This window comes from Streptomyces sp. NPDC057963, assembly GCF_042887155.1.
Classification (GTDB): Bacteria; Actinomycetota; Actinomycetes; order Streptomycetales; family Streptomycetaceae; genus Streptomyces.
Genome location: NZ_JBHVPX010000035.1, coordinates 1 through 23,349 on the forward strand (window position 1 = coordinate 1; position 23,349 = coordinate 23,349).

Below are 23,349 nucleotides of genomic sequence, written 5' to 3' on the forward strand. Positions count from 1 at the left end.
GCCATCCCCGCAACTACCTGGCCTTCCTCGGACTCGCCGCCGCACTCTGCTGCTACAAACGACTCCTCCGACTCACCACATAGGACACGGTCTTAGACAACGGCTCGCGGCCCACCGACGAGGCCGGCACCTCCATCACCGCCTACCTGCGGGCCTTCTCCGGCGTCGAGCTCATGCCGGACGACCTTGGCGCGGAGTGACCACCGTGTACGTTTCCATCCTCTTCGTGGTGCTCTCGGCGTTGTCCGTCTTCTCGTCCGTCCAGGGGTTCGTCCTGCTGGCCGTCGCGCGCAAACCCGTGCGCGGCCCGCGGGAGGAGCTACGGCGGCGCGTGTCAGTGCTCGTGCCTTGTTTCAACGAGGAGAAAGTACTGCGCGAGACCATCGACTCTATCCTCGCCTCCCGGGGGGTCGAGTTCGGCCGCGTGATCTGCGTCGACGACGGTTCGATCGACGGCACGCTCGAGGTGATGCACGAGGCGCAGCGGCGGCACGGCGAGGTGCTGCTCGTGCTCAGGCAGCGCAATCGCGGCAAAGCGGCCGCCCTCAACCACGCCCTCACGGCCGTCGGTACGGAGTTCTTCGCCTCCGTGGACGCCGACACCCAGCTGCTGCCTGACACCCTCGCCCGGCTGCTCGAACACTTCACCGACCCGCGCGTGGCCGCCGTGTCTGGGCAGATGATCGTCGGCAACCGCCACCCGGCGCAGGATTTCGTCTACGCCGCGCAGGTGCGCGAGTACGAGTCCGCGAACAACATCGAGCGCCGGGCGTTCGCGCACGGGCGGCGGATCACCGTGATCCCCGGGGCGATCGGTGCCTTCCGCCGCAGCGCCGTGGCCGAAGCCGGGGGTTACCCCGAGGGTACGTTGGCCGAAGACGCGCACCTCACGCTGGCGTTGCTCCTCAACGGTCACCGCACGACCCACGAGGCGTCGTCGACCGTGCTGACGGAGGCACCGGACACGATGGCGGGTTTGCGCCGCCAGCGCGTCCGCTGGGCCACCGGCAAGACGCAGGTACTGCTGCGCGTCGCGAACCCGGCCCTGCGCCGCGGGGGTCTCGCGGCCGCGTTGTGGCTGTACTTGATGTGGAACAACTCGATCCTGCCGCTGGTCTGGCTGCCGAGTGCGGTACTGCTGCCGTTTTCGGCCGTGGCACTCCTGACGCGAGGTCCGGAAACCGTGACGTGGGTGGCGGCGGTGTGCGTGCTCACCCTCGCGGTGAACTACGGCTACTTCGTCGCGTCACGCCGGTACGCGCGCTCGATCGACGCCGCCGGCAGAGCGGCGGCTGGGCTGGTCGAGGTGCGCACCGGCTTCCGGTCCACGGTGGTCATCCCGCTCGTGAGCTCACTGGCGACGTGGGTCGCGTGGGCCCGGATCCTCACCGGGCGGCCCGGTGGCTGGGACAAGCTCGACCGCAGCGGTGACGTGCGAGTGCAGGCGTTCTCGGCGAAGGGAGCCCTTGATGCCGACTGACAAGCGCGTGGCCTTCACCTTCGACGACACCCCGCACGACCCCGGTGTCTTTTTCACCCCCGACGAACGCACGGCCGCGCTGGTCGAGCAGCTGGCCGACGCGGGTGTCGAGCAGGCGGGTTTCTTCGTTGTGGTCGGCGATTTCCAGCAGCCCCGCGGCGTCGGCGGTGAGGACCGGATCAAGGCGTACACGGCGGCCGGGCACGTGCTGGGCAGCCACAGCTACCGCCACCCCCGCCTGGAGGAGACGTCGGTCGAGGACTTCCTCGCGGACGTCGACCGGGCCGCCGACTGGTTCGTGGACCGCGAAGGCGCCCGGCCGTGGTTCCGGTTCCCGTTCCTCGACGAAGGCGACGCCGACCCGCATAAGAGAACGGCGGTCCGGAAAGCCTTGACCGAGCGGGGTTTGCACAATGCGTACGTCACCGTCTTGACCCTGGACTGGTACCTCGACGCCCTGGTCGCGCAGACCGTCCGCGAAGGCCGCCCCTACGACCGCACCGCTCTTCGCGACTTCTACGTGGAATCCCTCCTGGAGCCCGCCGAGTTCTACGACCGGCTCGCCGTGGCCGCGATCGGCCGCTCACCCGTCCACGTGGTGCTGCTCCACGAAAACGACCTCAACACGCTGTTCGTCGCCGACGCCGCCCGCGCGTTCCGGGAAGCCGGCTGGGACATCGTGCCGATCGACGAGGCATACCAGGACCCGATCGCCTCGATCGAGCCCGAGGGCTGGTGCGGCTCCGGTCGCGTCAGCGCGCTGGCCTTGGACAGCAAGAAGATCCACCCGGGCGGCCTCGACCTCGAAGCCCTCGAAACGCCCGTGATGCTCCGCTCGTTCGAACGCCGCGTGGCGGCCCGGTAGCACGCGAAAGGAGAACCATGGCAGCACCGTTCGACCTGTGTGTGGGACTCGGTCAGCACTGCGAGTCCACCTACCAGATCCGGCGCATCACCGGCCAGGAGACCGCGCAGTTCTTCGACTGGCTCGAAATCGACCTCGTATTCGTGCGGCAGGCCCTCGACACCGATTTCCGGGGCCTGCTCAAACCCGGCCGCATGGCGTTGACCACCGACGGTCAGGGTGCGATCGACCTCGACGCCAGCATCGAGCTCTACCACGAGTTCCACGCTCAGCCCGGCGCCGAGCTCACGCTGGCCGATGTCGAGGAGCAGCTGCCCGCCGTGCGCGAGAAGCTGGAGTTCCTCGCAGGCCGCTGGCGTGAACTGGTCGCCTCACCCGCGCGCGTGCTCTACGTCCGGCAGGACGCGAACGGCGTCGAGACCGCCGCCGATCTCGAACGGCTGCAGACCACCCTGCGCGAGCGCTACCCCGGCCACGACTTCGCGATCCTCTGGCTGCGCCGGACGGCCCCCGAGGAGCTGGACAAGCTGCCGCCGGGCGTCGCGTGCCGCGAGCTTCCGTTGCTCGAAGGCCGCTGGCAGGGCGACGACCGGGCCTGGGACGAGATGTTCGCCGCCCTGCCGGTCGACGAACTGTGGCCGTGAACGCGGTGGTCGTCGACGGCCTGTCGATGATCTACCGGGTCCCGGTGCGGGAAGCGGGGCTCAAGGCCGCGTTCCGCTCGCTGGTACACCGGCGGTTTCGGGAAGTCCAGGCCGTGCGGGACCTGTCGTTCGAGATCCCGCACGGTGAGGTGGTCGGCCTGCTCGGGCCCAACGGCGCGGGCAAGACCACCGCGATGAAGCTGATGTCCGGCCTGCTGCACCCCACGGCCGGGTCGGTCGACGTGCTGGGGTTCACGCCGTGGCAGCGCCGGACTCCGTTCCTCAAGCAGATCGCCCTGGTTCGCGGCAGCCAGCCGACGGGCGGCGCGCAGGAACTGACCGTGCTGGATTCCCTGCAGTACCAACGGGTTCTCTACGAAATCCCCGACGCTGAGTACCACGCCGGGCTCGATGAGCTGGCCGAGCTGCTGGGTCTGGGGCCGTTGCTGCACCGGCAGCTGCGCGCCCTCAGCCTCGGCGAGAAGATGCGGGCGGGGCTCGCGCTTTCCTTGTTGTACCGACCGAAAGTGCTGTTCCTCGACGAGCCGACGCTCGGCCTGGACGTGTCCGCGGCCGTCGCCATCCGCCGGTTCCTCGCCGCCTACGCCGATCAGTCCGGCGCCACTGTCGTGCTCACCAGCCACTACATGGCGGACGTCGAGGCGTTGTGCCGGCGGCTGATCCTCGTCGACCACGGCCGGGTGCAGTACGACGGCCCGCTGGAGCGACTCTCGGCGCAGCTGTCGCCGTACAAACTGCTGCGCATCAGCGCCCCCGCGGCAGCGAAGGAGGATTTCGAGGGCGTCGCGGAGGCCGTGGCCACCAGCGGGGTGTCGTGGGAGCTGCGGGTGCCCCGCGACGACGTCGCCCGGGTCACGGCCCACCTGCTCACCTCGCTCGACGTGATCGACCTAGCGGTGGAAGAGCCGTCGCTGGAGACTGTGCTGGACCGCGCGTACCGGGAGGGCGTGTGAGGACCTCGCGGCTGCTCGCGCTGGCGGTGCGCAATCAGTTCCTGGAGTGGGCCGGCACCTGGTGGTTCACGGCTTCGCTGGTCGTGAATTACGCGATCGGACCGCTCATCGGGCTCGTCGTGTGGTCGGCGGTGCTACCTGGCGACGCCGGGATCGTGCGGTACTTCGTGGCGCTGGTGGCGGTGCACCTGCTGACAGCGTCGTTCGAGGACTACACCTTCGCCGAGTCGGTCTACGACGGGAAGATCGGCCACCAGCTGCTGAAACCGCAGCCCGTGGTGCTCGAGCCGGCGGGGCAGAACCTCGCGATCCGGCTGTGGCTGGGCTTGTTCGGGCTGCCGCTCACAGTGGTGGTCGCGCTGGTCACCGAAGCGTCCTACCGGTGGCAGGCTGTGCTGCTTGCGCTGCCGTCGCTCGTGCTGGCCGCGGTGCTGCGGTTCCTGTGGACGTGGCTGCTCGCGCTCGCGGCGTTCTGGACCGAACGCGTGCACGCGATCGTCGGGTTCGGCAACATCCTGGTGTTCCTGCTCGGCGGCATCGCCGCGCCTCTGGGGGAGTTGCCCGGCAGTTGGCGGACGATCGCCGCCCTCCTGCCGTTCCACGCGATGCTCGGCCTCCCCGCGGGGATCGCGGCCGGGACGCTGTCCGGTTCCGGGACCGCGGTCGCGCTGCAAGCCGGGTGGTGCGTGGCCTTCACAGCCGCCGCCGTGGTCGTCTGGCGGTCCGGTGTGCGCCGGTACGCTGCGGTAGGGGTGTGACGCGTGAAGCTACTGAAGCTGTTCGCCACGAGTTTTTCCCTGTCCCTGCGCCAAGCCCTGGCGTTCCGGGCGAACCTCGTGTTCGACGCGGTCCTGTCGGTGGTCGCTCTGGCCTCGACGATCGCCACGGTGCTGGTCATCTTCTCTCGCACCGGCCGCCTCGCCGGCTGGACGCAACCCGAGGTGCTGGTGCTCATCGGCACGTTCGAGCTGCTCAGCGGCGTGAAGACGACGTTCGTGGATCCGAACCTCGCCGGCTTCCCGACCCGCGGCGTGCGGGAGGGACAGCTCGACCACCACTTGCTGCAGCCCGCACCCAGCATGTTCCTTGTCAGCTTCGCCACCGCGGCGCCCCTGGCCGGCGTGCAGATCCTGCTCGGGCTCGCCGTCGTCCTCGCTGGCGCAGACACGCTGGCGCACTACCCGGGCGCGGGCGCGTTTGGCGCGTGGACGGTGCTCGTGCTGGCCGCGACGGTGACGACGTGGGCGGTGGGGATGATCTCCGCGAGCCTCGCGTTCTGGGCGCCGAAACTGGACCTGCACAGCCTGTTCGGCAACGTCTGGCAACTCGCCCGCTACCCGGCCGACCTCTACGCGCGGCCCCTGCGGCGGCTGTTCACCTACGTCTTGCCGCTCGCCGTCATCGCCAGCGCGCCGGCGCGCACACTCGCACGGCCGGGCGACCCGGCCCTCCTGCTCGGCGCCCTGGCGATGATGGCCACCACCGTGCTGGTGGCGAACGCCGTGTGGCGGGCTGGCTTGCGCCGCTACACGGGGGCCAGCAGCTAGCGCCTGTGATGTCGTGATCAATCTTGCCGATCCGGATCCGTTGGGAAGGCGGATCCGTTCGGAAGACGACCGGGAGGTGGCTGGCGCCTGGTGCGACGGCCTGCGGGAGCAGGGGATCAAGGGGATCTTGCAGCCAGTGAGCTGAACCGGCAGGGTGATGATCTGCGACTTTTTGGCGGTGGTGGTTCGGCATCGTGATGTCAGTGCGGTAGCTGCGGTGTCTGTGCTGTTCAGTGGGTTGTTGTGGGTGACTTGGCTGCTGTCAGGAATGCCGATTTGGTGCTGTCGTTTTTGGTGATGGTGCGGGTCAGTTGGTTGCCGGTCGGTATGGCACGGGGTGTGTTGTCGCTGGTCGGGGCTGTGGTGGCAGGGGCTGGGTGCGGCTGGTGTCGCTTTCTATGGTGTGGGCTTCAGGTGGTAGCGGATTCCTGTTGCGGTGAGGCGGAGTTGTTCGCCGTTCTGGGCGGTGATGAGGGGGAATAGCGGGCTGTCCGGGGCGCGGTCCTCACGCGCGTCAAGCGGCCCGGTGCGGTCCAGGTCGACCGGATCGGGGATGGGTGCAGATCCTTTGAGGGGTCGCTCCACGTCGCTGGTCTGCTGCGCTGAAGAAGCGGCCTAACGGAGTCCTACTGAGACCGGAGGGCAACCTCACACGAGCCACCAACGGCCATGCCGGACAGTCGGAAACGAAGGAGGAATTGAAACGCTCTCGTGGACGACACTCGAAGTCCTGACATAACGCGAACATGAAGGGGATCATGGGTCGTATGAAGAAATCTGCCTTAGTGGCCGCTCTGCTCGCCCTCGCCGCGAGCCTCGCCTTCGCCCCGACCGCCAGCGCCGCCCCCGCGGACACGCCCGCCCTGGGCTGCGTCCAGGTGCTCAACCTCGACAAGCCGCCGGTGGGTACCGACATCGACGCAATCAAACGCATCGCGGCGGCGCTGGGCCTGCCCGGAGCCCCGAACCGCGTCGGGGCCGCATGTACAACGCCCCAGCAGACCGACGCCGAGCACGGCGAGGTCAATTACCCCGGCCATGGCCCGATCATCCTGCGCAACACCGGATCAGCCCGGTTGCAGGAGTACTGCACCGACTCGGTCAGCGAACCCGGTGCGACAGCCACCCTCCCTGGCACCGACATCATCACTAAAGGACTGGCCGTCATCGGATCAGGCTGCGTCACCGAACCCAACCCGATCGCCGTGTGAACCAGCGCCAGGCAGCAATTAGAGCTAAACGCTCCTGAGCGCACGCAACGGCCTCGCACCCCGCCCCCCCGGGATGCGAGGCCATTTGTCGTTGGGTGCAGATCCAATCACGGCCCCAAGGCCCACAAGCGGGCCGTTTCTTCAGCGTAGTAGGCCAGCGACATGGAGCGGCCCCTCAAAGGATCTGCACCCATCGGGGATCAGCTCGGGAACGAACGCGCGGGCCCGGTCACGGCGGCCCACCGCGCCGGCGCTCACCGGGAGACCCTGGGCGCGGGCAGGTGCCCCAGACGTGTCAGCTCGGTCACCAACGCGTCGTAGGGGGCCTTCCGCTCAGGCTTGTCCCACGGGAAGCCCACGGCCGACGCGATGGCCTCCCGCCAAGGCCGCCAGGGAGCAGGCCGTCGCCTCCCCGTCCGAAGTGCTGATCGAGGCTGCCATCACCCGGTCTCCGGCCGAGACCGCGGCGCTCGCGACGGACCTGAAGGGCAATGGGCAGACGGTCCTGGCCGGGCCCCTCGTCGAGACAGCCGTCAAGGAGCTCGCGGTCGGGGATGTAGCCGCCCTCGCCGTCGCGCTCCTCGACCCGGTTCCCGACGAGGAGCGTGAGCACCGCGTTGAGGTGCCAGAACAGAAACAGGAACCGGCAAGTTCGTGGAGACGCTGGCGTGACAAGGCCCGCTGACCCTCGCATGTTGCAGGTCGCCACGGTGGTTGCCAACGAGTAGTACGGCGTGAACAACCCAGTAGTCACCTGCGAGCCCGCGCCTGAGCGAGCAACACCAAAGGGGTTCCGCGGGTCCGCAGTTATTGGAGCCGGTTGCGGATTCCTGACTATCCCCGGTCCTGGTCTGCTGGGGTTGCTGACGTGGATGGTGCGGGTACGGGGCTGGTGGGCGGGTTCTGTTCGGTTGTGCCGCTGCTGGCGAAGATGAGCAGGCCGATGAGCGTGATGAGGACCTTGGTGGCGATGTCGATCGCTTCCCCGATCGCGGGCCAGCGGTGCTGGACGCAGCCGATGCCCAGACCGACCAGGGCGAGGAGCAGGACGATGAGCAGTGGGTCGTGGCCGTGCATGTGAGGACCTTTCACAGTCTGGTCCGTCCTCCTGGAGTCGGCCGAGCACCAGGAGAGACGTCCCCCGTCTTGTCCCCGCACACGGTGCGGGGGCGACCAGCGGAATGTGGTCACGGGGAGTACTAGAGACCAGGAGGATCCTGGTACGCACGCGCGGCAGAATGCCGTCCCCTCTTCGGATGTGAGAACCAGTGGCTGACCAGCAGTTAGACGTTTTCGACGGCGAGGACGAGGAAGAGCGGCTGTGGGAGGCGCTCAGCAGCTTCAAGAAGGTGGTTCACGGCCTCGTCGAGAAGACCGGACTGTCGACGAATGAGCTGGCGGACAGGCACGGCTTCGGGAAGGGGAAGGTCAGCACCTGGCAGAACGCAAAGCGTGAACAGCCCAATATCCCGCCCCTGCGGTTCGTCGAGGTGCTGATCAACGAGGCGCGGGAACGCGCGAATCTGCAGGAAATGGCCGCAGACGTGTTCCTGCGCCAGTACGGCGAGCTGCTGCAGCTGTACTGCGCGCGGGCGAACCCGCACAACGTCCACCGCCAGATGCTCATCGACTACCAGAACACCCTCTTGATCCGCGAGCTGAACGGTGCGACGAACGCGGCCCTGGAGAAAATGGCCGGGCTCACCGAGGAACTGCAGACGCTGCGCGAGGACCGGGACGGGGAACGCCGGCGCCGGATCACTCTGCAGCAGCAGGTCGATTCGCTCAGGAGCCAGAACCAGGACCGGGCCGCGGAGAAGAAAACAGCCCTTGCCCAGCGGGACCAGATCCGTGCCGACCTCACGGCGTACGAGCGCGACCAGCAACTGGAGAAGTGGAAACCGGGCGCTGAGCAGGGCGGTTCGCATACGCACCACCCCCACGAACCCGTTGTGCCGCTCCCCCCGCCCCCCGGCCGTGGCACCAAGCGGCGGGGACTCGTCCTGGCCCTGATCGCGGTCGGTGTCTTGGCCGTCTCCCTCGCTGTCTACGCCGGCACCCAGCTGTCTGGCGATCGCAACGACCACAAGGGCACCACCAGCAGCGGCCCGGGCCCGACTCCTGCGGCCTCAACGGACGGCTCTGCCGCGCCGAGCCGTCCCCCCAGCGACACCACTTCGGCCGGAACCTCCGCAACGCCCCCCGTAGCCGGGGACGGACCCGTGCATGGCGGCAGCTCGTCGAGCGGTGGCGGAGGCTCATCCAGCAGCGACACCACCGGCGGCTCATCCGGGAGTGCGTCCGGGGATGCGTCAGGAGGCGACAGCGCCGGCGGTACATCCGGGGCTGCCACCGCCGGTACATCCGGGGCCACCCGCGGTACATCCGGTGGCTCCCCCGGGGCCGCCACCAGCGGCTCATCCGGAGACAGCAACGAGGTCCCCTCGTACTTCATCAACACCTGGACCATCACCAACGACTACTCGTCCACGCAACCGAAGACGGTGATCATCTCCCGCGCCGCGACCGACGAGCACGCCGTTCGGTTCATCCTCGAAGGCTATCCCGGTCAACACTGCGAGCTGGTGGCCAAGCTGGTATCCGTGGCAGACCACGGCAGGCGGATCAACATCGGCTCCGCCCTGGTCGACAAACCCCGTTCCCCAAGTTTCTGCTCGCCGCTCGACCCATCGCACTTCGACATCGCCGACCCGAGCGGCATCGACCACACTGTGGCAGTGGGCACCGGCCCCGCATACAACTATCACCACGCCAGCTAGCCCCGACCGTTCACTGCGGGGCTCCTACGCGTCAGAGACCGGCTGACTGCGATGTGCTGGCCTTCATGTCAGTGAGCTGGTGGCAGTGACGGTTGATCAGGTACTACGTGTTCTTGCAGGTCTGTGGCTAATGGCGATGGCTGGCCACTGACACCAGGTGGTGCCTTGTGCCCAGGCGACCGACGTGGAGCGGTACATCCGCAGGTGGCTCACTGTCATGAAGGCGGTTCATCGCAATCGACGAGATGCTGCGGACTGACCTCGACGCGCCGCGCAAACAGCGGCATACGATCACGCGGATCTCCACCGGCTCATCCCGGGAACGGTTGCACGGCGCCGGACGTTGGGCCTCCATGGTGATGATGTCGAGCCTTTTAGTCATGGCCGTGCTGGTAATGGTGCCGTTCCTGCTGGCTTCGGCCCGCTACATAGTCGTCCGTACCGGCCGGCCCGATTGGTTGCGCCATGCCCTAGCGGCCCGCACACCGCGTCATGGGCTGGGTGTGGGGGCCTCGGTCGCCGACGAGCTGCATGCGTTCCTCAACTCGGCAAAGCGCGTGGAGATCGAGCACCGGGTGGAGGAACAGGTCCTGAAGGACGACGCGCTGGACGGCGCGCCGCCCCGCATGGGAGTGGACCTGGAAGCCGGTACGGCGGTGGTCCGGCGGAAGCCGAAGCCCTGAGCACGGACCGACCGGGCACCGGCAGCCGATTCGCCGCCGGCCGACGGTCCGCTTCCAGGAAGATCATTAATGGCTGTACCGATGGTCCCAAGGCCGTGATCTCCTCTCACCACACTGCCCTATGAGCAGTCAGGCGACCTGCCCGGCGAGGCCACCGCCGTCACTTCTCGGGTTCTGGCACACATTCCGTGAAAGATCTTGCTGGCTCTCGCCAGCAGGAGGCGCGCGCAGTGTGAGCTGTGCGGACCACACGTCACCGGGGTCCGGTGAGGCCGGACTCAAGATCGCTCACGGAATGTGTGCCAGAACCACTTCTCGTGAACATCAGCCAGCCCATTGATCAACGACTGCTGTCGAAACTCGTTTCTGGCACAGATCTTGGGGAGCCGTCGCGGAGGGTGACGGTGCCGTTCGATTTGCAAGAGATGATCACGAACCCCGCCAGCCCCATTTGGTTGGACGAAGGCCTTCACTGGTCCCCGTCTCTGCTCGGCCATCGTCGACCGCCTCACCTTCGACGGCACCATCATCGAAACGGGTGCTGACGCCTACCGCCTCGCCAGCACCCGAGCCAACACGCACAAGCGTGCTGATCAACTACTTCAACGCCTGGCCGGCAAACGCTGAAGACCGGCCAGGCCGACGTCATCCGATCGGGACCCGCTCTGGGGCCAAGGGCCCGGCATTCAGATGAGCTGCGATGCGCGTGACAGTCCGGGTGTTGTCCTCGAACAGATGCGCCTGCATGCCCGCCGCCTGAGCGGCCGCAACGTTGATTGCGACATCGTCGATGAACAGGCAGTTTTCCGGCCGCACGTCCAGACTGGCGCATGCGGCCTCGAAGGCCCGCAGGTCGGGCTTCTCGATGCCGATCTCGTGCGAGTAGACGATCTGCTCCACCAGTTCGTCGAAGTGGTACAGCGTCGTCTCCCGCTCCCGGGCGCCGACGAAGCTGTTGCTCAGGATGCCCAGCCTGCAGCTTCCGCGCAGCCCTTTCACATAGTCGATGAACTCCTCGTTCGGCGTCCCTAGATACTCCGCCCAGAGATCAGCCATGAAGGCTTCAACCTGGGGGGCGTTGAGACCCAAACGGGCCGCCACCTGCTCGTGCACCTCTCGCTCGCTGATGCTCCCAACGCTCCCAGCCCGCCACACGTCGTGCGTCCGTTCATGGACAGTGCCCGGAGGCAGCTTCAGCCGCTTTTCCCACCGTTGCACCCATCCCGTTTCCGGCGTGATCTCCAGTACGCCGCCGATGTCGAGAATGACGCAGGTCGCGGTCACGCGAACTCCCCTCTTCGTCCTGGTCTGACCAGCGAGCACAGACAGCCCGCTCATGTAATCGACTCGGACACTGTCGGCTCTCCCTCTGGGGCAAGGTCAAGCGATCTTCGAAGCTGTGACAGCCCTGTCGCAAGCCGCCGACCCGACTCGCCTGAATAAGCAGGTGCCTTCAAAAGACTCGGTCTGTCACAGATCCTGGGGAGCCGTCCCTGAGTGTCACTGGAGCAGGATCATCTTGCGGAGTAGTTCGAATCCGGCTCGGCCATAGAGCTGCCTCTTGATCTTCTTGATGCGGTTCACAGCGCCCTCGATGCTGCCGGAGCTCCAGTTGAGGGTGAGGCCTGCTGTCACGGCGTCGAAGTCCCGGAGCAGGTGGTGCGCGAAGCCGCTGAGGCCGGGTAGCTGGCTGGCTTCGACGGCGTCGATCCAGGTGGGGAGTGTGGAACCGAGGCGGTCGGTGAGTATCTCGCCGAAGTCGCGGACGTGTCCGGCCGCCTTGTCCAGTTCGGGGCAGCTGGCCAGGATCTCCTTCAGGCCGGCCCGGTCTTCCTCGGTCAGGGTCGCGGGGTGCCTGGTGAGCCAGCCGGTCACCTGCCGCACCGTCGGTGGCCGGGGCGGTGCGGCTGACGGAGCCCCGCGCAAGGTGGCGATGTGGGCGCGGACCATGGCGTAGGTGACGGGAGCGTGCTCGGCAACCAGCTCGCTGTGCAGTCGGGTGACACTTGTGCATCCCTCGGTGAATCGCCGCTCCAGTAAGGCTTGTAGGGGTCCAGCCTGCTGGACCGGGGCCGGTTCTCGCGGAAGGTGTCCTGCCAGTGTGCGGCGTTCGCGTATCGGAGCACGGTGTTCAGGCCCCAGCCCAGATGCCGGGCGATCGCCCGTCGTGAGCGTCCTTGGGCGAGCAACTCGTGGACCAGGGCGTGTGCGGCCTTCTTGCGGTCGGCCCGTCGCCCGACGGGGTCCGGGGTGTCCCGCGGCCCTTCGAGGTTCCGACGGGTCGATCGCGGGTTGGGCAAGGAGTCGCGCAAACAGTCGCGGTGGGCGGCGACGCAGGTCTCCACGGCCCGGCCCAGGCCCTGCCACAGATGGAACCGGTCTGCGACCTGCAAGGCGTCGGGGGCACCGCGCCGGGACCCCTCGGCGTAGGCGCCCGCCCGGTCCCGGCAGATAATCTCCACGCCGGGGTGGCGGATCAGCCACGCGGCCAGCGGCCCGGCTTCACGCGTCGGGAGTACATCGACCACGCGATGGTCTTCGACGCTGGTCAAGACGGTGGAGTAGGTCTGGCCGCGACGGATCGCGAAGTCGTCCACACCCAGCACGCGCGGCGCGCTGAACCGTGGATCGGGCAATGCCATGACCCTGCGTAGCAAGGTCATCCTTCCCGCGCCGAAGCCCAGCTGGGCAGCAAGCCGGGCGCCGGCCCGCCCGGCCAGGGCGAGCCCTACTTGCTCCAGGGCGTGGTTGAGCCGAGTGGTGAATCGTGCGTGCGGGGCGGCCAGCCGGGAGAACGGCTCGGCGAACGTCCGGCGCCGGCAGTCCGCCGACTCGCAGATGAAGCGCCGGACCGTCAGCCGGATCACAAAGCCCTGATCAACGAGCGGAAGGTCCTTCAGCCTGCGCTGGTATCGGTCGTGGACTCGGTCTGAGAAGCGGCCGCAGTCCGGACATGCAGCCCCGGCCGCGCGGCCTCTCGCCATCACGTCGACCGTGCCGAACGCGGCCGTGACCGCCTCGACATCCACCTCGTCGATCCCGTCGAACACCAGCGAGTCCCAGAACGATGTATCGGCCTGCATGAACAGCACCATCACCGTCCACAGCCGGCCACGGCATCGACTGACAAGCACCTGAGGGAGCGTCAATTGCGGCTGCGAGGCGACAAGGCGTACGCCGTCTCACATGAGCCAGTCCCTCGCAATCGAACATCGAGGTAACGCACCGCGACCGCTCCCCAAGATCTGTGCCAGAACCGAGTTCCGACAGCACTTGTTCACGAGTCCGGGAGGCGGTGCGCCCGAGGCGAAGTCGATGTCCGCGAGAAATGGGTTCTGGCACAGATCTTGGGGAGCGGTCGCAGAACGTAACGGCAGCGTTCGATTGCGAGGGTTCAGGATTGGCCCGGCAGGCGAAGACCTGAGCCACTGCCGCCGATATCCTGCGTGACATGACCAACTCATATGCGGGCCTTGACGATGCCGGGGTCGCGATAACTGCGGCACGCGCCGGCGCCGACGTGGTGCGCACCATGTACGGTCAGCGGCTCACCCGTATCGACAAGGGCGCCGGGGACTTCGCGACCGCCGCCGATGTGGAGGCCGAGAAGTCGATCCTCGGCGTCATCCATGCCGCCCGGCCCGATGACGCTGTGCTCGGCGAGGAGGGCGGGCAACAGGGCGCCGCGGAGGCCGCGCGCCAGTGGCTGGTGGATCCCCTATGCGGCACGCTGAACTACGCCATCGGCAACATGCTCGTGGCTGTCAATGTTGCGCTGCGCGGCGGTGCAGCTGCAGTGGCCGACCCGTTCAGCGGCGAGGTCTTCTTCACCGATGGTGAGACCGCCTGGGTGCGGCACGAGGGTGCCGATGCCCAGCTGGCACCCACGTCCGCCACCCACCTCGTGGATGTCAATCTGGATCCGCCGTTTCCCAGCGCGCCCGGCTTCCGGGCTGTGGACTTGCTGGCCCGGCACCGATTCGTGGAACGCTTCCGGCCCCGGGTCGTGTCCACGACTCTGGCGTTGGCCTGGGTCGCCGCCGGCAAGCGCGCCGCATACGTCACAGATGGCGGCGACCTGTCCGGGAGCGTGCATTTCGCTGCCGGCATCGCTCTGTGCCAGGCCGCTGGGTGCGTGGTCACCGGGATCGACGGTGACCCGATCGGACAGGCGGGCCGCGGACTTGTGGTGGCCGCCGACGGTGAAACTCACCGGCTGCTGATGTCGATCATCCGTAGCTGAAGCTACGCAACGGCCAGAACAGATGTGGCCGCACTCCTGAGCGGCGGACAGGGAGTGAAGCGTCATCATCCGCAGCCCGCGCACGGTCAGCGCTCGGCGCAGGTCCCGGTGCGGTCGCGAAGGGTCACTGAAGCAAGATCATCTTGCGGAGCAGTTCGAATCCGGCCCGTCCGTAGAGTTGTCTTTTGATCTTCTTGATGCGGTTCACGGCGCCTTCGGTGCCGCCGGAACTCCAGTGCAGAGTGAGTCCGGCGGTCACGGCGTCGAGGTCGCGGAGGAGGTGGAGGGCGAAGTTGGTGAGGCCGGGCAGTTGGCTGGCGTCGACGGCGTCGATCCAGGCGGGGAGCGTGGCGCCGAGGCGGTCGGTGAGTATCTCGCCGAAGTCGCGGACATGCCGGGCGGCGGTGTCCAGTTCGGGGCAGCGGGCCAGGACGTCCTTCAAGGCGGCGCGCCCTTCCTCGCTGCCGTGGGATGGCGGGTGAGCCAGCCGGTCACCTGCCGCACCGTCGGCGGCGGGGGCGGCGCCTGCGGTGCGGCGGCGCGCAGAGTAGCGATGTAGGCGCGGACCATCTGGTAGGTGACGGGGGCGTTCTCGGCGAGGAGTTCGCGGTGCAGGCGGGTGACGCTCGTGCATCCCGCGGCGAACCGCCGCTCCAGGTGGGGCTTGTAGGGGTCCAGTCTGCTGGGCCGGGGCCGGTTTTCGCGGAGGGTGTCCTGCCAGTGCGTGGCGCGCGCATACCGCAGCACGGTGTTGAGGCCCCAGCCCAGGTGGCGGGCTATCGCCCGGCGCGAGTGGCCCTGCGCGAGCAGCTCGTGGACCAGGGCGTGCGCGGCCTTCTTGCGCTGAGCCCGTCGGCCGGCAGGATCTTGACCGGGAAGCCCCGGGTCCTTTTGCGGCATGCCGGTGTTCGGCGGCCTGTCCGGCGCCGGGGTGCGCAGGCACTCGCGGTGGGCGGCGACGCAGGTCTCCACGGCCCGGCCGATCCCCTGCCACAGGTGGAACCGGTCAGCGACCTGAACAGCGTCTGGGGCGCCGAGTCGGGCACCCTGGGCGTAGGCGCCCGCCCGGTCCCGGCAGATGATCTCCACGCCCGGGTGGGCGGTCAGCTAAGCGGCCAGCGGCCCTGCTTGGCGTGTCGGGAGCACGTCGATCACGCGATGGGTTTCTTGGCAGGCCAAGACGGTGGAGTAGGTCTGGCCCCGGCGGATCGCGAAGTCGTCCACGCCCAGCACGCGCGGCGTATTGAACTGCGGGTCCGGCAGTGCCATGACCCTGCGCAGCAAGGTCATCCGTCCCGCGTTGACGCCCAGTTGGGCAGCCAGCCGGGCGCCGGCCCGTCCGGCGAGTGCGAGCCCGACGCGTTCCAGGATGTGGTTGAGCCGCGTGGTGAAGCGCGCGTACGGGGCGGTCAGCTGGGCGAACGGCTCGGCGAAGGTGCGGCGCGGGCAGTCTCCCGCACTGCAGAGGAAGCGCCGGACCGCCAGCCGGATCACGACGCTCTGCCCGCCGAGTGGAAGATCCTGCAGTTTGCGCTGGTAGGAGTCGTGCACCCGGCCCGAGAAGCGGCCGCAGTCCGGACATGCCGCCCCGGCCGCCCGGCCTCTCGCCGTCACGTCGACCGTGCCGAAGGCGGCGGTCACCGCCTCGACGTCCACGTCGTCGATCCCGTCGAACACCAGCGAGTCCCAGAACGATCCGTCGGCCTGCATGACCAGCACCCTCACCGGCCACAGCCGACCACGACAGAGACAGTCGCCGACCTGACGGAGCGTCATTGCCGCTTGTCAGACGGCAGGGCGTACGCGGTCTCACGCGAACCCGGACTCTTGTAATCGGAACACCGCGGTGACCCTCCGCGACCACTCCCCAAGATCTGTGCTAGAACCCACTACCGCTCGATAAAGCCACGTGTTCGAATGGCGAAGTTAAATCTCAAGCTGAGGTGCTGGAGCGGATCGCCGCGCGACGTGCGGAGCTGGACGGACTGGAAGAGCAGCTGGCCAAGCAGTTGGTGGAGGTGCGGGCCGAGCGGGACGAGCTCGCCGTGGCCGAGCGGGTGCTGCAGCGGATGAGCGAGCAGCTCGCCGACGAGCGAGCGGAGGCTGGGTCGCCGGTCGTCCAGGTGGCGGGGCGGGCAGTGCGGCTGGTCCCGGACCGTGTGCCGGGGGTGGTCGAGTCCGCACGCCGGCGGACTACCAGCGCATCCTGACCGCGGTGCGGCAGGCCGCAGGCCCGGTGATGACCCGGCAGATCGGCGAGGCGCTGGGCCTGGATACCGGAGTGCGGGGCAAGCTGGAGCCACTGCGCGGGAAGCTGACGAAGCTGGCCGACCGCGGCTGGCTGCACAAACGGCCAGACGGGATGAGTGGCAGACGCTGGGCGAGGCCCTGGATAACCCCGACGGCGACCGCCTGTACGCGGTGCAGTTGAGGGAGGCCCGCCGACGGCAGCAAGAGCGTGATACCGCGTGATCGACGCAGCATACGAACGCCGATCCGTGATCGTGACCTCGAACCTCCATCCGTCAGGATTCGAATCGATCATGCCGAAAACGCTGGCCACCGCCGCCGTCGACCGGCTCCTGCACCACGCGCACATCGTCCTGACGGAAGGCTCCTCGCTGCGGCTGACCCAGGCCACCAGCGGGCAGGGCGTCGTCCCCCTCGCCCAGGGCTGACACCATGCCACCAATCTCAGCCCGGCGGCGCATCGAGCTGCCGCGGGATCTCCTCCGAGCTCCCGCAGCCTGCCTTTCATCACTGTCCGTAGATCATCAGCGGGCGTGGCTTCAGGGAGCGGTCAGTTGCCCACGATCGGTCTCACAGCTGCGGTGGCACCGGCCGGCCCAGAAACGCGGCGAGCCGATCGATGGCCGGAGCGGTCTCGTCGACGGGTTGCGGCTCGGCGAAACGCCCCGCTCGGGACTGGGCAGAGACTTGGACCTGAACGAACGCCAGGGCCTGCTCAGCAAGGTCTTCGGGCAGCCGGACAGAGATTCCGGTGGCCTGGGCGAGGTCCCATCCGTGGGCGAGCAGATCGTACAGGCGGATCTGCAAGCGCTCGGCGCCCGTGGCACTCCCCAAGGGCCCGCGAAAACTCCGCTCGAGAACCCCCGGACGGGCGAAGGCAGTCTGCAGCGAAGCACTGGAGGCCCGGTAGGCCCGGACCGGGTCGTCACCGAGGGGGTCCGCTCCACGCTCGGGCCTCGGGCCACCCTCAAGCATGGCTGCGAACACCAGGTCCATGCCGACCAGATGGCGGACCACATCGCGCACGTTCCATTCCGTGCACGGCGTCGGCTCCTTCCATTGCTCGGGGCGGATCTCGGCGATCAGGTCGCCGACAGATTCGTACGTGCGTGCGAGGTGTTCCACGGAAACGGTAGTCATCCGGGGAGACTAAGTGGTCGGCGCTGGAAGTCCTTCGGGGGTTGATCAAGCTGCGCTGCTGCCAGGGCGACGGAGGATTCTTCTTGTCGGTCGGCAGATGTATGTCGTTCGAGCCGGGCCAGTAGATCGTCCAGGTCGGAGGTGGTGAACCTCCACTGGAACGGCTGTGCACTGGCGTTGTAGCGGTCTTCGAATGCTCGGAGCCGGTCCCCGACCTGAGCCAGGTCGGTGAAGTCGTTCGGCGAGACGACCTTGCGCTGTACGACGGAGAAGAAGATCTCTACCTGGTTCAACCAGGAGGCGTGCACCGGGGTGTGGACCAGGACCGCGTTCGGGAACGCGGCCGACAGCCGGTCCGCGGCCTTCCTGCCGCGGTGGGAGGAACCGTTGTCGACGACCCAGAACACCCGCTTCGCGCTCGCGTAGGGCGCCTGGCTCATGACCTGGGTGACCAGGTTCATGAACGGTTCGATGCCGGTGGTCTTCTCGCAGCGGCCGGACACCTGCGCGGCGTGGACGTCGTAGGCGGCCAGGTAGGCCGCCGCGCCGCCGCGCCCGTAGGTGTGGTTCACCCGCATCGCGCGGGCCCGCCCCGGTGGCAGGGTCGGGTGGCAGCGGCAGCGGGCCTGGACGGAGGTCTTCTCGTCGGCGCTGATGACGTACTCGTCCGCGCTCAGGGGCTTGCCCTGCCAGGTGCGGGCGTACAGGTCCAGCACCTGCTGGGCCTTGGCGCGGAAGTCCGGGTCGGTGATGAAGATCCAGGACTGGTACTGCCAGGGTTTGAGCGCGTCCTCGCGCAGCCAGCGGCGCACCGTGGTCGCCGAGATGCTGTCTGTGATGCCACGCGCGGTCAGCTCGGCTGCCAATTCCTGGCACGACCAGCGCGACAGCGGCACGCCGGTCTCGGCCGGTAACTGGCAGGCCAGTGCCTTGGTCTCGGCAACTTGCGCGGGGGTGAAACGGGCGGGGCGACCGGAGCGTTTACGGTCGGCCAGGGCCGGCAAGCCGCCGTGGGCGAACCGGCCCCGCCAGGTCCGCACCGTATCTACGTGCAGGCGGGTCTCTGCGGCGATACGGGCGTTGGAGCGTCCCCGGGCCGCGTGCAGCACGATTTGCGCGCGTATCCGGGCCTGGTGCTCGGTCTTGTGGCCGTAGGCCGCCTTCTTCAGCTGGTGCCGGTCGGAGGCGGTCAGGATGATCGGGCAGGCGGTGGCAGCAGGCAAGGAGGGCAACGGTCAATCTCGGGAGGGTCGTTCAGGACGGTCAAGCACCGGCCGCGGCCCGGATTGGGTGGCCGCGAGGCCTGGACGGCCGCTGCGGCTGGTCAGATCCTCAATCCCGATGCCCGTCGGCCGGTGCCTTCAGCAGTCGGTTCAGCTCGTCCCCGGCCTCGCCGTACCCGGCGTCGGCGATCCGTTGCAGCTCGCGCAGGTCGCCGGTCGCGACCGCGCGTTGAGTGAGCAGAAACCCAGCGCGCATGGATCCCTCGTCCAACAGCTCGCTCAGCTCCCCGAGGTCGCCAGCCGTATCGGCGTGCGGCGGTGCACGACTTCCGGCTGTGGTCGCGGGTCTACCGGGAGACCGGCCAGGAGGGCTACGTGCCGGTGGCGTTCGTGTTCACGGGTAAGACGAAGGCGCAGCGAGCCAGCAGGATGCGGCGACTGGAGCAGGCCGCCCGTTCCTACTTCGCCGGCACCAAGTACCCGGGCGGTGGCATCACGGCCGTCGACTACCACCAGGCGGTGCCCGTGGTCGTCACCGAGCTGGAGCGGATCACCGCCGACCCGGATGGGGCGGCGGGGAAGGTGTGGCGCAGGCTCGGGCGCGATGAGTGGCAGACGCTGACGGAGGCCCTGGACAACCCTGACGGTGACCGGCTGCACGTGGTGCAGCGGGAGCAGGCCCGCAGGCGCCAGGCGGAACGCGAAGCCGCGGCCCGCGAGGCGCAGCGGCCCGTGTGCGGGCGCTGCGGGAGCAAGTTCACAGACGGCCGCTGGGACACGGTGCGGCGATACCCGGCGCAGGACCACCGCGAGCTGTGCGGACCGTGCCTGCGTGAACACCATGAACAGGTGAGGGCGGAGAAAGCCGCACGACTCCAGGCGCAGGAAGCCGCAGCCAGGGAGGCGGCCGAAGCGGAGGCGAAGAAGAACCGTGGCCTGTTCGGCCGCCGCCGGTAGCCACCAGACCGCACAGCGGGACGGAACCCGAAGTCACCGCGCCACCCGTCGGGACGCCGCGGGCTCGCCCGCCCCCTGTGGGAGCCGGCGGCCGGGCAAGCCTGAGCGGCACGCAAGAGAACGCAGCGCCCCAGGCTGTCTTCTGGACGGTCGTGAGGCGCAGCCGGCGGAAGACCACCTGGAAGCCCTCACCTGAACGGGCTATGGGCTTATACGCGGGTTGGGCTGCGCCCTTGCCCCGGGACGTCGGTGCGCGGGACGGTCGGTGCGCAACTACACGCAACTGGCTTTCTCCGGAGGCGATCACGGCGTTACTTTTCTTCGGTACTGACCCGAACTCGGGTGGAGGGAACTGCCCTGCGGTGTGGGTGGACACCGACACTGCTGAGGGCGGGCGGCTTTGAGTCGCTTCGTCCAGGCCGGCACCGCCGGGCCGTCGTAGCCGCGCTCAGTGCACCAGGCGAGCCAGGAGAGCACCGCCGCCCGGCGGGTGTTCCAGGTGTTCACCGCCGTGGTGCCCCAAAGCAGTTCCAGGGCTTCGCCGATCTCGTCGTCCGCCACCGAGGCCAGCGGCCGGGCGCCGTCGATCCGATCGGCGGTCTTCCCGACGGCGATGCCGTAGTTCCGCAGGGTATTCGGGTTGCCGAGGGAGTCGAGAAAGACGTCCGCCGCCGACCGGACGGTCAGCGCCTTCCCGGTCGGTGTGAATGTTCGTACTCGCGTGCACGGATGAGCTGGGCTCTCATCACCGAGTGCAGGGAAGTGTGGACTCTTCGGACAGCCCGAAGTCGCCTGCGCTACGGTCGATTTGACCGTAGCCGTGTGCGCGACGGAGGACTTCCGGATGGCAGATGGAGTAGTGGCCGAGCGTGTGGAGCTGACCACGCAGGACGAAGTGTGGGATGCCGCGGTACGGCTGGACGCGGTACTGACTTGAGCGTTTTGGGTGAAGGGTTAGGAGAAAACGACCTCTCAGCCAGCAGATCGTGATGCTTCCCTGACGCCGCCCGCGGCCGGACCCGAGGCACGGAAAGTGCGCCGGTACGCCGACGGGGCGACCCCCGCCTCCGCCGCCAGGTGCCGCCGCAGCGAGGTGGCGGTAGCGAAGCCGACCTCGTGGGCGACCCGTTCCACCGGCAGGTCGCTGGACTCCAGCAGGTGCCGCGCCCGCCGCAGCCGCTGCTGGGTCAGCCAGCGGCCGGGGCTCAGACCGGTCTCCTCCCGGAAGCGCCGGGCGAAGGTACGGGTGCTCATCGCCGCGTGCGCGGCCAGTTCGTCCAGCGACAGCGGCAGTTCCAGCCGCCGCAGCGCCCAGTCGCGGGTCGGCCCGGTGCCGGTTTTGCTCGTCGGCGGCAGCGGCCGCTCGATGTACTGCGCCTGCCCGCCGTCCCGGTACGGCGGCACGACGCAGCAACGGGCAACGTGGTTGGCTACCTCGCTGCCGTGGTCCTTGCGCACCAGGTGCAGGCAGACGTCGACACCGCTCGCCGCCCCCGCGGAGGTCAGCACATCACCGTGGTCGACGAAGAGCACGCCGGCGTCAAACTCGACCTGGGGGAACAGCTCCTGGAAGTGGTCGGCGAGCGCCCAGTGGGTGGTGGCCCGGCGCCCGTCCAGGAGACCGGCGGCGGCCAGCAGGAAGGCGCCGGTGCAGATGGACACCAGACGGGTGCCGGGGCGGACGTGGGACAGGGCGGCGAGGGCCTGCCGGTCCGGGGCGGTGGTCGAAGCCCCGGAGATCGCGTACGGAGGGATGACCACGGTGTCCGCCTCGGCCAGCGCCTCGGGACCGTGCCGGGGGGTGACGGTCAGGTCCGAGTCGGTACGCACGGGCTGCCCGTCCACGCTCGCGGACAGTACCTCGTAGCGGCCATCGGCGGAACCCAGGACCCGGTGCGGGATGCCGAGTTCGAAGGGGTAGACGCCATCGAGGGCAAGGACGACGACCTTGTGGGCGCCAGGCCGCGGGTCCGGGTGCATCCGGCGGTCCAGTTCCGCCGCGCGCTCGGCGAGGTCACGGGCCCGGGAGGGCGCGACGGACGCGGGGCGGGCGGTGGGAGTGTCGATGGGCATGGCGAGAATGTATCGGAGGCTGACCTTCTTGCCATCGTCCCGGGCCGGACCGTACAGCCAGGATCGAGGCATGACTTCGACGGACACCCCTGAGAACCTCAACTCCCCGGACCCGGCGGCCACCACGGACCCCCCGGACCCCGCCGCCCCGGACGGCGCCCCCGTGATGCTCGCCCTGCACCAGACCGACCTCGGCGGCCCCGAGGTCCTGCAGCTGACCGAGCTTCCGCGGCCCGCGCCCGGCCCCGGCGAGATCCTCGTCGCCGTGCACGCGGCCGGACTCAACCCCACGGACTTCAAGCACCGCGCCCTGCGTATTTTCCTGCCGCCCCCGCCGCTGACCCTCGGTTGGGACGTCTCCGGCACCGTGGTGGAGACCGGCTTCGGCGTCACCCTCTTCCGGCCCGGTGACGAGGTGTTCGGCATGCTGCCCTACCCATACGGCGCCGGCTCCCACGCCGAGTACGTAACCGGCCCCACCCGCGCCTTCGCCGCCAAGCCAGCCGGGATCGACCACGTCCAGGCGGCCGCTCTGCCGCTGGCTGCGCTCACCGCCTGGCAGGCCCTCGTCGAAACCGCGGACCTCCGGACCGGGCAGCGGGTGCTGATCCACGCAGCGGCCGGCGGTGTCGGTCATCTCGCCGTACAGATCGCCAAGGAGCGCGGCGCGCACGTCACCGGGACAGCGAGCGCCCTCAAGCACGACTTCCTGCGCGAGCTCGGCGCGGATGCCTGTATCGACCACCGCTCTGAGGACTTCACCGACACCGAGGAGCGCTATGACGTCGTCCTTGACGCCCTCGGCGGCCAGACCGCCACCCGTTCCGTGAGCGTGCTCCGCCCCGGCGGCGTCCTCGTCTCCCTGCTGCCGGGCGCCGAGGACACCCTGGCCGCGGCGGAGAAGGCACAGGTCCGCGCCGTCACCCTGCTCGTTGAGCACGACCAGGCCGGGATGCGCGCCGTCGCCGAGCTCGTCGACTGGGGCAGGCTCCGCGCCCACGTCTCCGGCACCTTCCCCCTCGCCGAAGGCGCCCGGGCCCACGTTCTGGGAGAGACGGGCCGCACCACGGGCAAGCTGGTCATTACCGTGCGCTGAGGAGGGATGGCTCGGGGATCGTTCCCGGCCTTCAGTGCAGCCGACTTCGGAAACTGACAGGGCAGTTGTACGACGGCAGGCGCTTCCCCTTTGGCGCAGATAACGGGGCCGCTTCATGTACGGCCTGGCGGCCGTTCCCGCGCGCCGGCTCCGTTGCTGGCCCGGCCGCCCGGGTCGAGCAGT

Annotated in this window: 26 protein-coding genes and 2 pseudogenes; 16 read left to right on the forward strand and 12 right to left on the reverse strand. The window is 68.7% G+C overall.

The window, feature by feature from the left end:
- Positions 1–205: 205 nt before the first annotated feature.
- The 8 genes from ACFVT1_RS37945 (at position 206) to ACFVT1_RS37980 (ending at position 7,406) form a co-directional block, all read left to right on the forward strand.
- A complete protein-coding gene (locus ACFVT1_RS37945; RefSeq protein WP_389804543.1) occupies positions 206–1,480 on the forward strand; it encodes a glycosyltransferase in 1,275 nt (424 codons plus the stop codon).
- A complete protein-coding gene (locus tag ACFVT1_RS37950; protein WP_383080870.1) occupies positions 1,470–2,345 on the forward strand; it encodes a polysaccharide deacetylase family protein in 876 nt (291 codons plus the stop codon). Before ACFVT1_RS37945 ends, ACFVT1_RS37950 begins: the two co-directional genes overlap by 11 nt.
- A gap of 17 nt (positions 2,346–2,362) precedes the next feature.
- The gene (locus ACFVT1_RS37955; protein ID WP_389804546.1) at positions 2,363–2,989 is read left to right on the forward strand and encodes a DUF1796 family putative cysteine peptidase; all 627 of its coding nucleotides are present in this window, start codon (positions 2,363–2,365) and stop codon (positions 2,987–2,989) included.
- Entirely contained in the window at positions 2,986–3,963 is a 978-nt protein-coding gene (locus ACFVT1_RS37960) for an ATP-binding cassette domain-containing protein (protein ID WP_389804549.1), read from the forward strand. Before ACFVT1_RS37955 ends, ACFVT1_RS37960 begins: the two co-directional genes overlap by 4 nt.
- Complete coding sequence (locus ACFVT1_RS37965) at positions 3,960–4,721, forward strand: ABC-2 family transporter protein (RefSeq protein ID WP_383080861.1); 762 nt, start codon at positions 3,960–3,962, stop codon at positions 4,719–4,721. The genes ACFVT1_RS37960 and ACFVT1_RS37965 overlap by 4 nt, the downstream gene beginning before the upstream one ends.
- A 3-nt stretch (positions 4,722–4,724) precedes the next feature.
- Entirely contained in the window at positions 4,725–5,510 is a 786-nt protein-coding gene (locus ACFVT1_RS37970; protein ID WP_389804552.1) for an ABC transporter permease, read from the forward strand.
- Positions 5,511–6,277: 767 nt separating this feature from the next.
- Positions 6,278–6,721 carry a hypothetical protein gene (locus tag ACFVT1_RS37975; RefSeq protein WP_389804555.1) on the forward strand — a complete coding sequence of 148 codons (444 nt, stop codon included), beginning with the start codon at positions 6,278–6,280 and terminating at the stop codon, positions 6,719–6,721.
- A 421-nt stretch (positions 6,722–7,142) separates the two neighbouring features.
- Positions 7,143–7,406, forward strand: coding sequence for a hypothetical protein (locus tag ACFVT1_RS37980; protein ID WP_389804558.1), 264 nt, complete (start codon positions 7,143–7,145; stop codon positions 7,404–7,406).
- 149 nt (positions 7,407–7,555) lie between these two features.
- Here the strand turns inward: ACFVT1_RS37980 and ACFVT1_RS37985 are convergent, their stop codons facing one another.
- A complete protein-coding gene (locus ACFVT1_RS37985; protein WP_389804561.1) occupies positions 7,556–7,798 on the reverse strand; it encodes a hypothetical protein in 243 nt (80 codons plus the stop codon).
- Between the two features lie 191 nt (positions 7,799–7,989).
- On the opposite strand from ACFVT1_RS37985, the gene ACFVT1_RS37990 reads away from it, so the two are divergent.
- Both ACFVT1_RS37990 and ACFVT1_RS37995 read left to right on the forward strand, forming a co-directional pair.
- Positions 7,990–9,501 carry a hypothetical protein gene (locus ACFVT1_RS37990; protein ID WP_389804563.1) on the forward strand — a complete coding sequence of 504 codons (1,512 nt, stop codon included), beginning with the start codon at positions 7,990–7,992 and terminating at the stop codon, positions 9,499–9,501.
- Between the two features lie 245 nt (positions 9,502–9,746).
- Positions 9,747–10,184 (forward strand): DUF6191 domain-containing protein, encoded by a 438-nt coding sequence (locus ACFVT1_RS37995; protein WP_389804566.1) that lies wholly within the window; start codon positions 9,747–9,749, stop codon positions 10,182–10,184.
- Between the two features lie 645 nt (positions 10,185–10,829).
- Here the strand turns inward: ACFVT1_RS37995 and ACFVT1_RS38000 are convergent.
- The 3 genes from ACFVT1_RS38000 to ACFVT1_RS38010 all read right to left on the reverse strand — a co-directional run bounded on the left by ACFVT1_RS38000 (position 10,830) and on the right by ACFVT1_RS38010 (position 13,318).
- Positions 10,830–11,468: an HAD-IA family hydrolase gene (locus ACFVT1_RS38000; protein ID WP_389804569.1), complete on the reverse strand. Its 639-nt coding sequence runs from the start codon at positions 11,466–11,468 to the stop codon at positions 10,830–10,832.
- Positions 11,469–11,684: 216 nt separating this feature from the next.
- Positions 11,685–12,059: a transposase gene (locus tag ACFVT1_RS38005; RefSeq protein WP_389804571.1), complete on the reverse strand. Its 375-nt coding sequence runs from the start codon at positions 12,057–12,059 to the stop codon at positions 11,685–11,687.
- The gene (locus ACFVT1_RS38010; protein ID WP_389804574.1) at positions 12,056–13,318 is read right to left on the reverse strand and encodes an ISL3 family transposase; all 1,263 of its coding nucleotides are present in this window, start codon (positions 13,316–13,318) and stop codon (positions 12,056–12,058) included. The genes ACFVT1_RS38005 and ACFVT1_RS38010 overlap by 4 nt, the downstream gene beginning before the upstream one ends.
- A gap of 317 nt (positions 13,319–13,635) precedes the next feature.
- Here ACFVT1_RS38010 and ACFVT1_RS38015 point away from each other — a divergent pair, with 317 nt between their 5' ends.
- Positions 13,636–14,427 carry an inositol monophosphatase family protein gene (locus ACFVT1_RS38015; protein WP_389804576.1) on the forward strand — a complete coding sequence of 264 codons (792 nt, stop codon included), beginning with the start codon at positions 13,636–13,638 and terminating at the stop codon, positions 14,425–14,427.
- 124 nt (positions 14,428–14,551) lie between these two features.
- Here the strand turns inward: ACFVT1_RS38015 and ACFVT1_RS38020 are convergent, their stop codons facing one another.
- The 3 genes from ACFVT1_RS38020 to ACFVT1_RS38030 are packed head-to-tail and all read right to left on the reverse strand — an operon-like array spanning position 14,552 to position 16,137.
- A complete protein-coding gene (locus ACFVT1_RS38020; protein ID WP_389804579.1) occupies positions 14,552–14,869 on the reverse strand; it encodes a transposase in 318 nt (105 codons plus the stop codon).
- Positions 14,866–15,516, reverse strand: coding sequence for a transposase (locus ACFVT1_RS38025; RefSeq protein WP_389804581.1), 651 nt, complete (start codon positions 15,514–15,516; stop codon positions 14,866–14,868). The genes ACFVT1_RS38020 and ACFVT1_RS38025 overlap by 4 nt, the downstream gene beginning before the upstream one ends.
- Before the next feature lie 18 nt (positions 15,517–15,534).
- Entirely contained in the window at positions 15,535–16,137 is a 603-nt protein-coding gene (locus tag ACFVT1_RS38030; protein ID WP_389804584.1) for a transposase family protein, read from the reverse strand.
- A 233-nt stretch (positions 16,138–16,370) separates the two neighbouring features.
- On the opposite strand from ACFVT1_RS38030, the gene ACFVT1_RS38035 reads away from it, so the two are divergent.
- From ACFVT1_RS38035 to ACFVT1_RS38045, 3 genes and pseudogenes are all read left to right on the forward strand, one after another.
- Positions 16,371–16,637 carry a hypothetical protein gene (locus ACFVT1_RS38035; RefSeq protein ID WP_389804586.1) on the forward strand — a complete coding sequence of 89 codons (267 nt, stop codon included), beginning with the start codon at positions 16,371–16,373 and terminating at the stop codon, positions 16,635–16,637.
- A gap of 5 nt (positions 16,638–16,642) precedes the next feature.
- Positions 16,643–16,858 (forward strand): hypothetical protein, encoded by a 216-nt coding sequence (locus tag ACFVT1_RS38040; protein WP_389804587.1) that lies wholly within the window; start codon positions 16,643–16,645, stop codon positions 16,856–16,858.
- Between the two features lie 31 nt (positions 16,859–16,889).
- A pseudogene (locus tag ACFVT1_RS38045) lies at positions 16,890–17,105 on the forward strand (ATP-binding protein); the annotation flags it as partial.
- 142 nt (positions 17,106–17,247) lie between these two features.
- On the opposite strand, the gene ACFVT1_RS38050 reads toward ACFVT1_RS38045, so the two are convergent.
- From ACFVT1_RS38050 to ACFVT1_RS38060, 3 genes are all read right to left on the reverse strand, one after another.
- Complete coding sequence (locus ACFVT1_RS38050; RefSeq protein WP_389804590.1) at positions 17,248–17,817, reverse strand: TIGR03086 family metal-binding protein; 570 nt, start codon at positions 17,815–17,817, stop codon at positions 17,248–17,250.
- The gene (locus ACFVT1_RS38055; protein ID WP_389804593.1) at positions 17,814–19,040 is read right to left on the reverse strand and encodes an IS630 family transposase; all 1,227 of its coding nucleotides are present in this window, start codon (positions 19,038–19,040) and stop codon (positions 17,814–17,816) included. Before ACFVT1_RS38055 ends, ACFVT1_RS38050 begins: the two co-directional genes overlap by 4 nt.
- Before the next feature lie 109 nt (positions 19,041–19,149).
- Positions 19,150–19,296, reverse strand: coding sequence for a hypothetical protein (locus ACFVT1_RS38060; RefSeq protein WP_389804596.1), 147 nt, complete (start codon positions 19,294–19,296; stop codon positions 19,150–19,152).
- Between the two features lie 62 nt (positions 19,297–19,358).
- Here ACFVT1_RS38060 and ACFVT1_RS38065 point away from each other — a divergent pair, with 62 nt between their 5' ends.
- A complete protein-coding gene (locus ACFVT1_RS38065) occupies positions 19,359–19,997 on the forward strand; it encodes a hypothetical protein (RefSeq protein ID WP_389804599.1) in 639 nt (212 codons plus the stop codon).
- A gap of 402 nt (positions 19,998–20,399) precedes the next feature.
- Here the strand turns inward: ACFVT1_RS38065 and ACFVT1_RS38070 are convergent.
- Together ACFVT1_RS38070 and ACFVT1_RS38075 are read right to left on the reverse strand one after the other, a co-directional pair.
- Positions 20,400–20,684: pseudogene (locus ACFVT1_RS38070) on the reverse strand (site-specific integrase); the annotation flags it as partial.
- A 285-nt stretch (positions 20,685–20,969) separates the two neighbouring features.
- Complete coding sequence (locus tag ACFVT1_RS38075; protein ID WP_389804601.1) at positions 20,970–22,070, reverse strand: GlxA family transcriptional regulator; 1,101 nt, start codon at positions 22,068–22,070, stop codon at positions 20,970–20,972.
- A 70-nt stretch (positions 22,071–22,140) separates the two neighbouring features.
- Between ACFVT1_RS38075 and ACFVT1_RS38080 the strand changes: the two genes are divergently transcribed.
- Positions 22,141–23,166, forward strand: coding sequence for an NADP-dependent oxidoreductase (locus ACFVT1_RS38080; protein WP_389804604.1), 1,026 nt, complete (start codon positions 22,141–22,143; stop codon positions 23,164–23,166).
- The last annotated feature ends 183 nt before the right edge of the window (positions 23,167–23,349 follow it).

What these genes read in the sequence shown, in the direction of transcription:
- ACFVT1_RS37975 (WP_389804555.1), top strand. Translation starts at nt 6,278, where the DNA reads ATGAAGAAATCTGCCTTAGTGGCCGCTCTGCTCGCCCTCGCCGCGAGC.
- ACFVT1_RS37950 (WP_383080870.1), top strand. Translation starts at nt 1,470, where the DNA reads ATGCCGACTGACAAGCGCGTGGCCTTCACCTTCGACGACACCCCGCAC.
- ACFVT1_RS38030 (WP_389804584.1), bottom strand. Translation starts at nt 16,137, where the DNA reads ATGCAGGCCGACGGATCGTTCTGGGACTCGCTGGTGTTCGACGGGATC.
- ACFVT1_RS37955 (WP_389804546.1), top strand. Translation starts at nt 2,363, where the DNA reads ATGGCAGCACCGTTCGACCTGTGTGTGGGACTCGGTCAGCACTGCGAG.
- ACFVT1_RS38050 (WP_389804590.1), bottom strand. Translation starts at nt 17,817, where the DNA reads ATGACTACCGTTTCCGTGGAACACCTCGCACGCACGTACGAATCTGTC.
- ACFVT1_RS37985 (WP_389804561.1), bottom strand. Translation starts at nt 7,798, where the DNA reads ATGCACGGCCACGACCCACTGCTCATCGTCCTGCTCCTCGCCCTGGTC.
- ACFVT1_RS38075 (WP_389804601.1), bottom strand. Translation starts at nt 22,070, where the DNA reads ATGCCCATCGACACTCCCACCGCCCGCCCCGCGTCCGTCGCGCCCTCC.
- ACFVT1_RS38080 (WP_389804604.1), top strand. Translation starts at nt 22,141, where the DNA reads ATGACTTCGACGGACACCCCTGAGAACCTCAACTCCCCGGACCCGGCG.
- ACFVT1_RS37995 (WP_389804566.1), top strand. Translation starts at nt 9,747, where the DNA reads ATGCTGCGGACTGACCTCGACGCGCCGCGCAAACAGCGGCATACGATC.
- ACFVT1_RS38015 (WP_389804576.1), top strand. Translation starts at nt 13,636, where the DNA reads ATGACCAACTCATATGCGGGCCTTGACGATGCCGGGGTCGCGATAACT.
- ACFVT1_RS38060 (WP_389804596.1), bottom strand. Translation starts at nt 19,296, where the DNA reads ATGCGCGCTGGGTTTCTGCTCACTCAACGCGCGGTCGCGACCGGCGAC.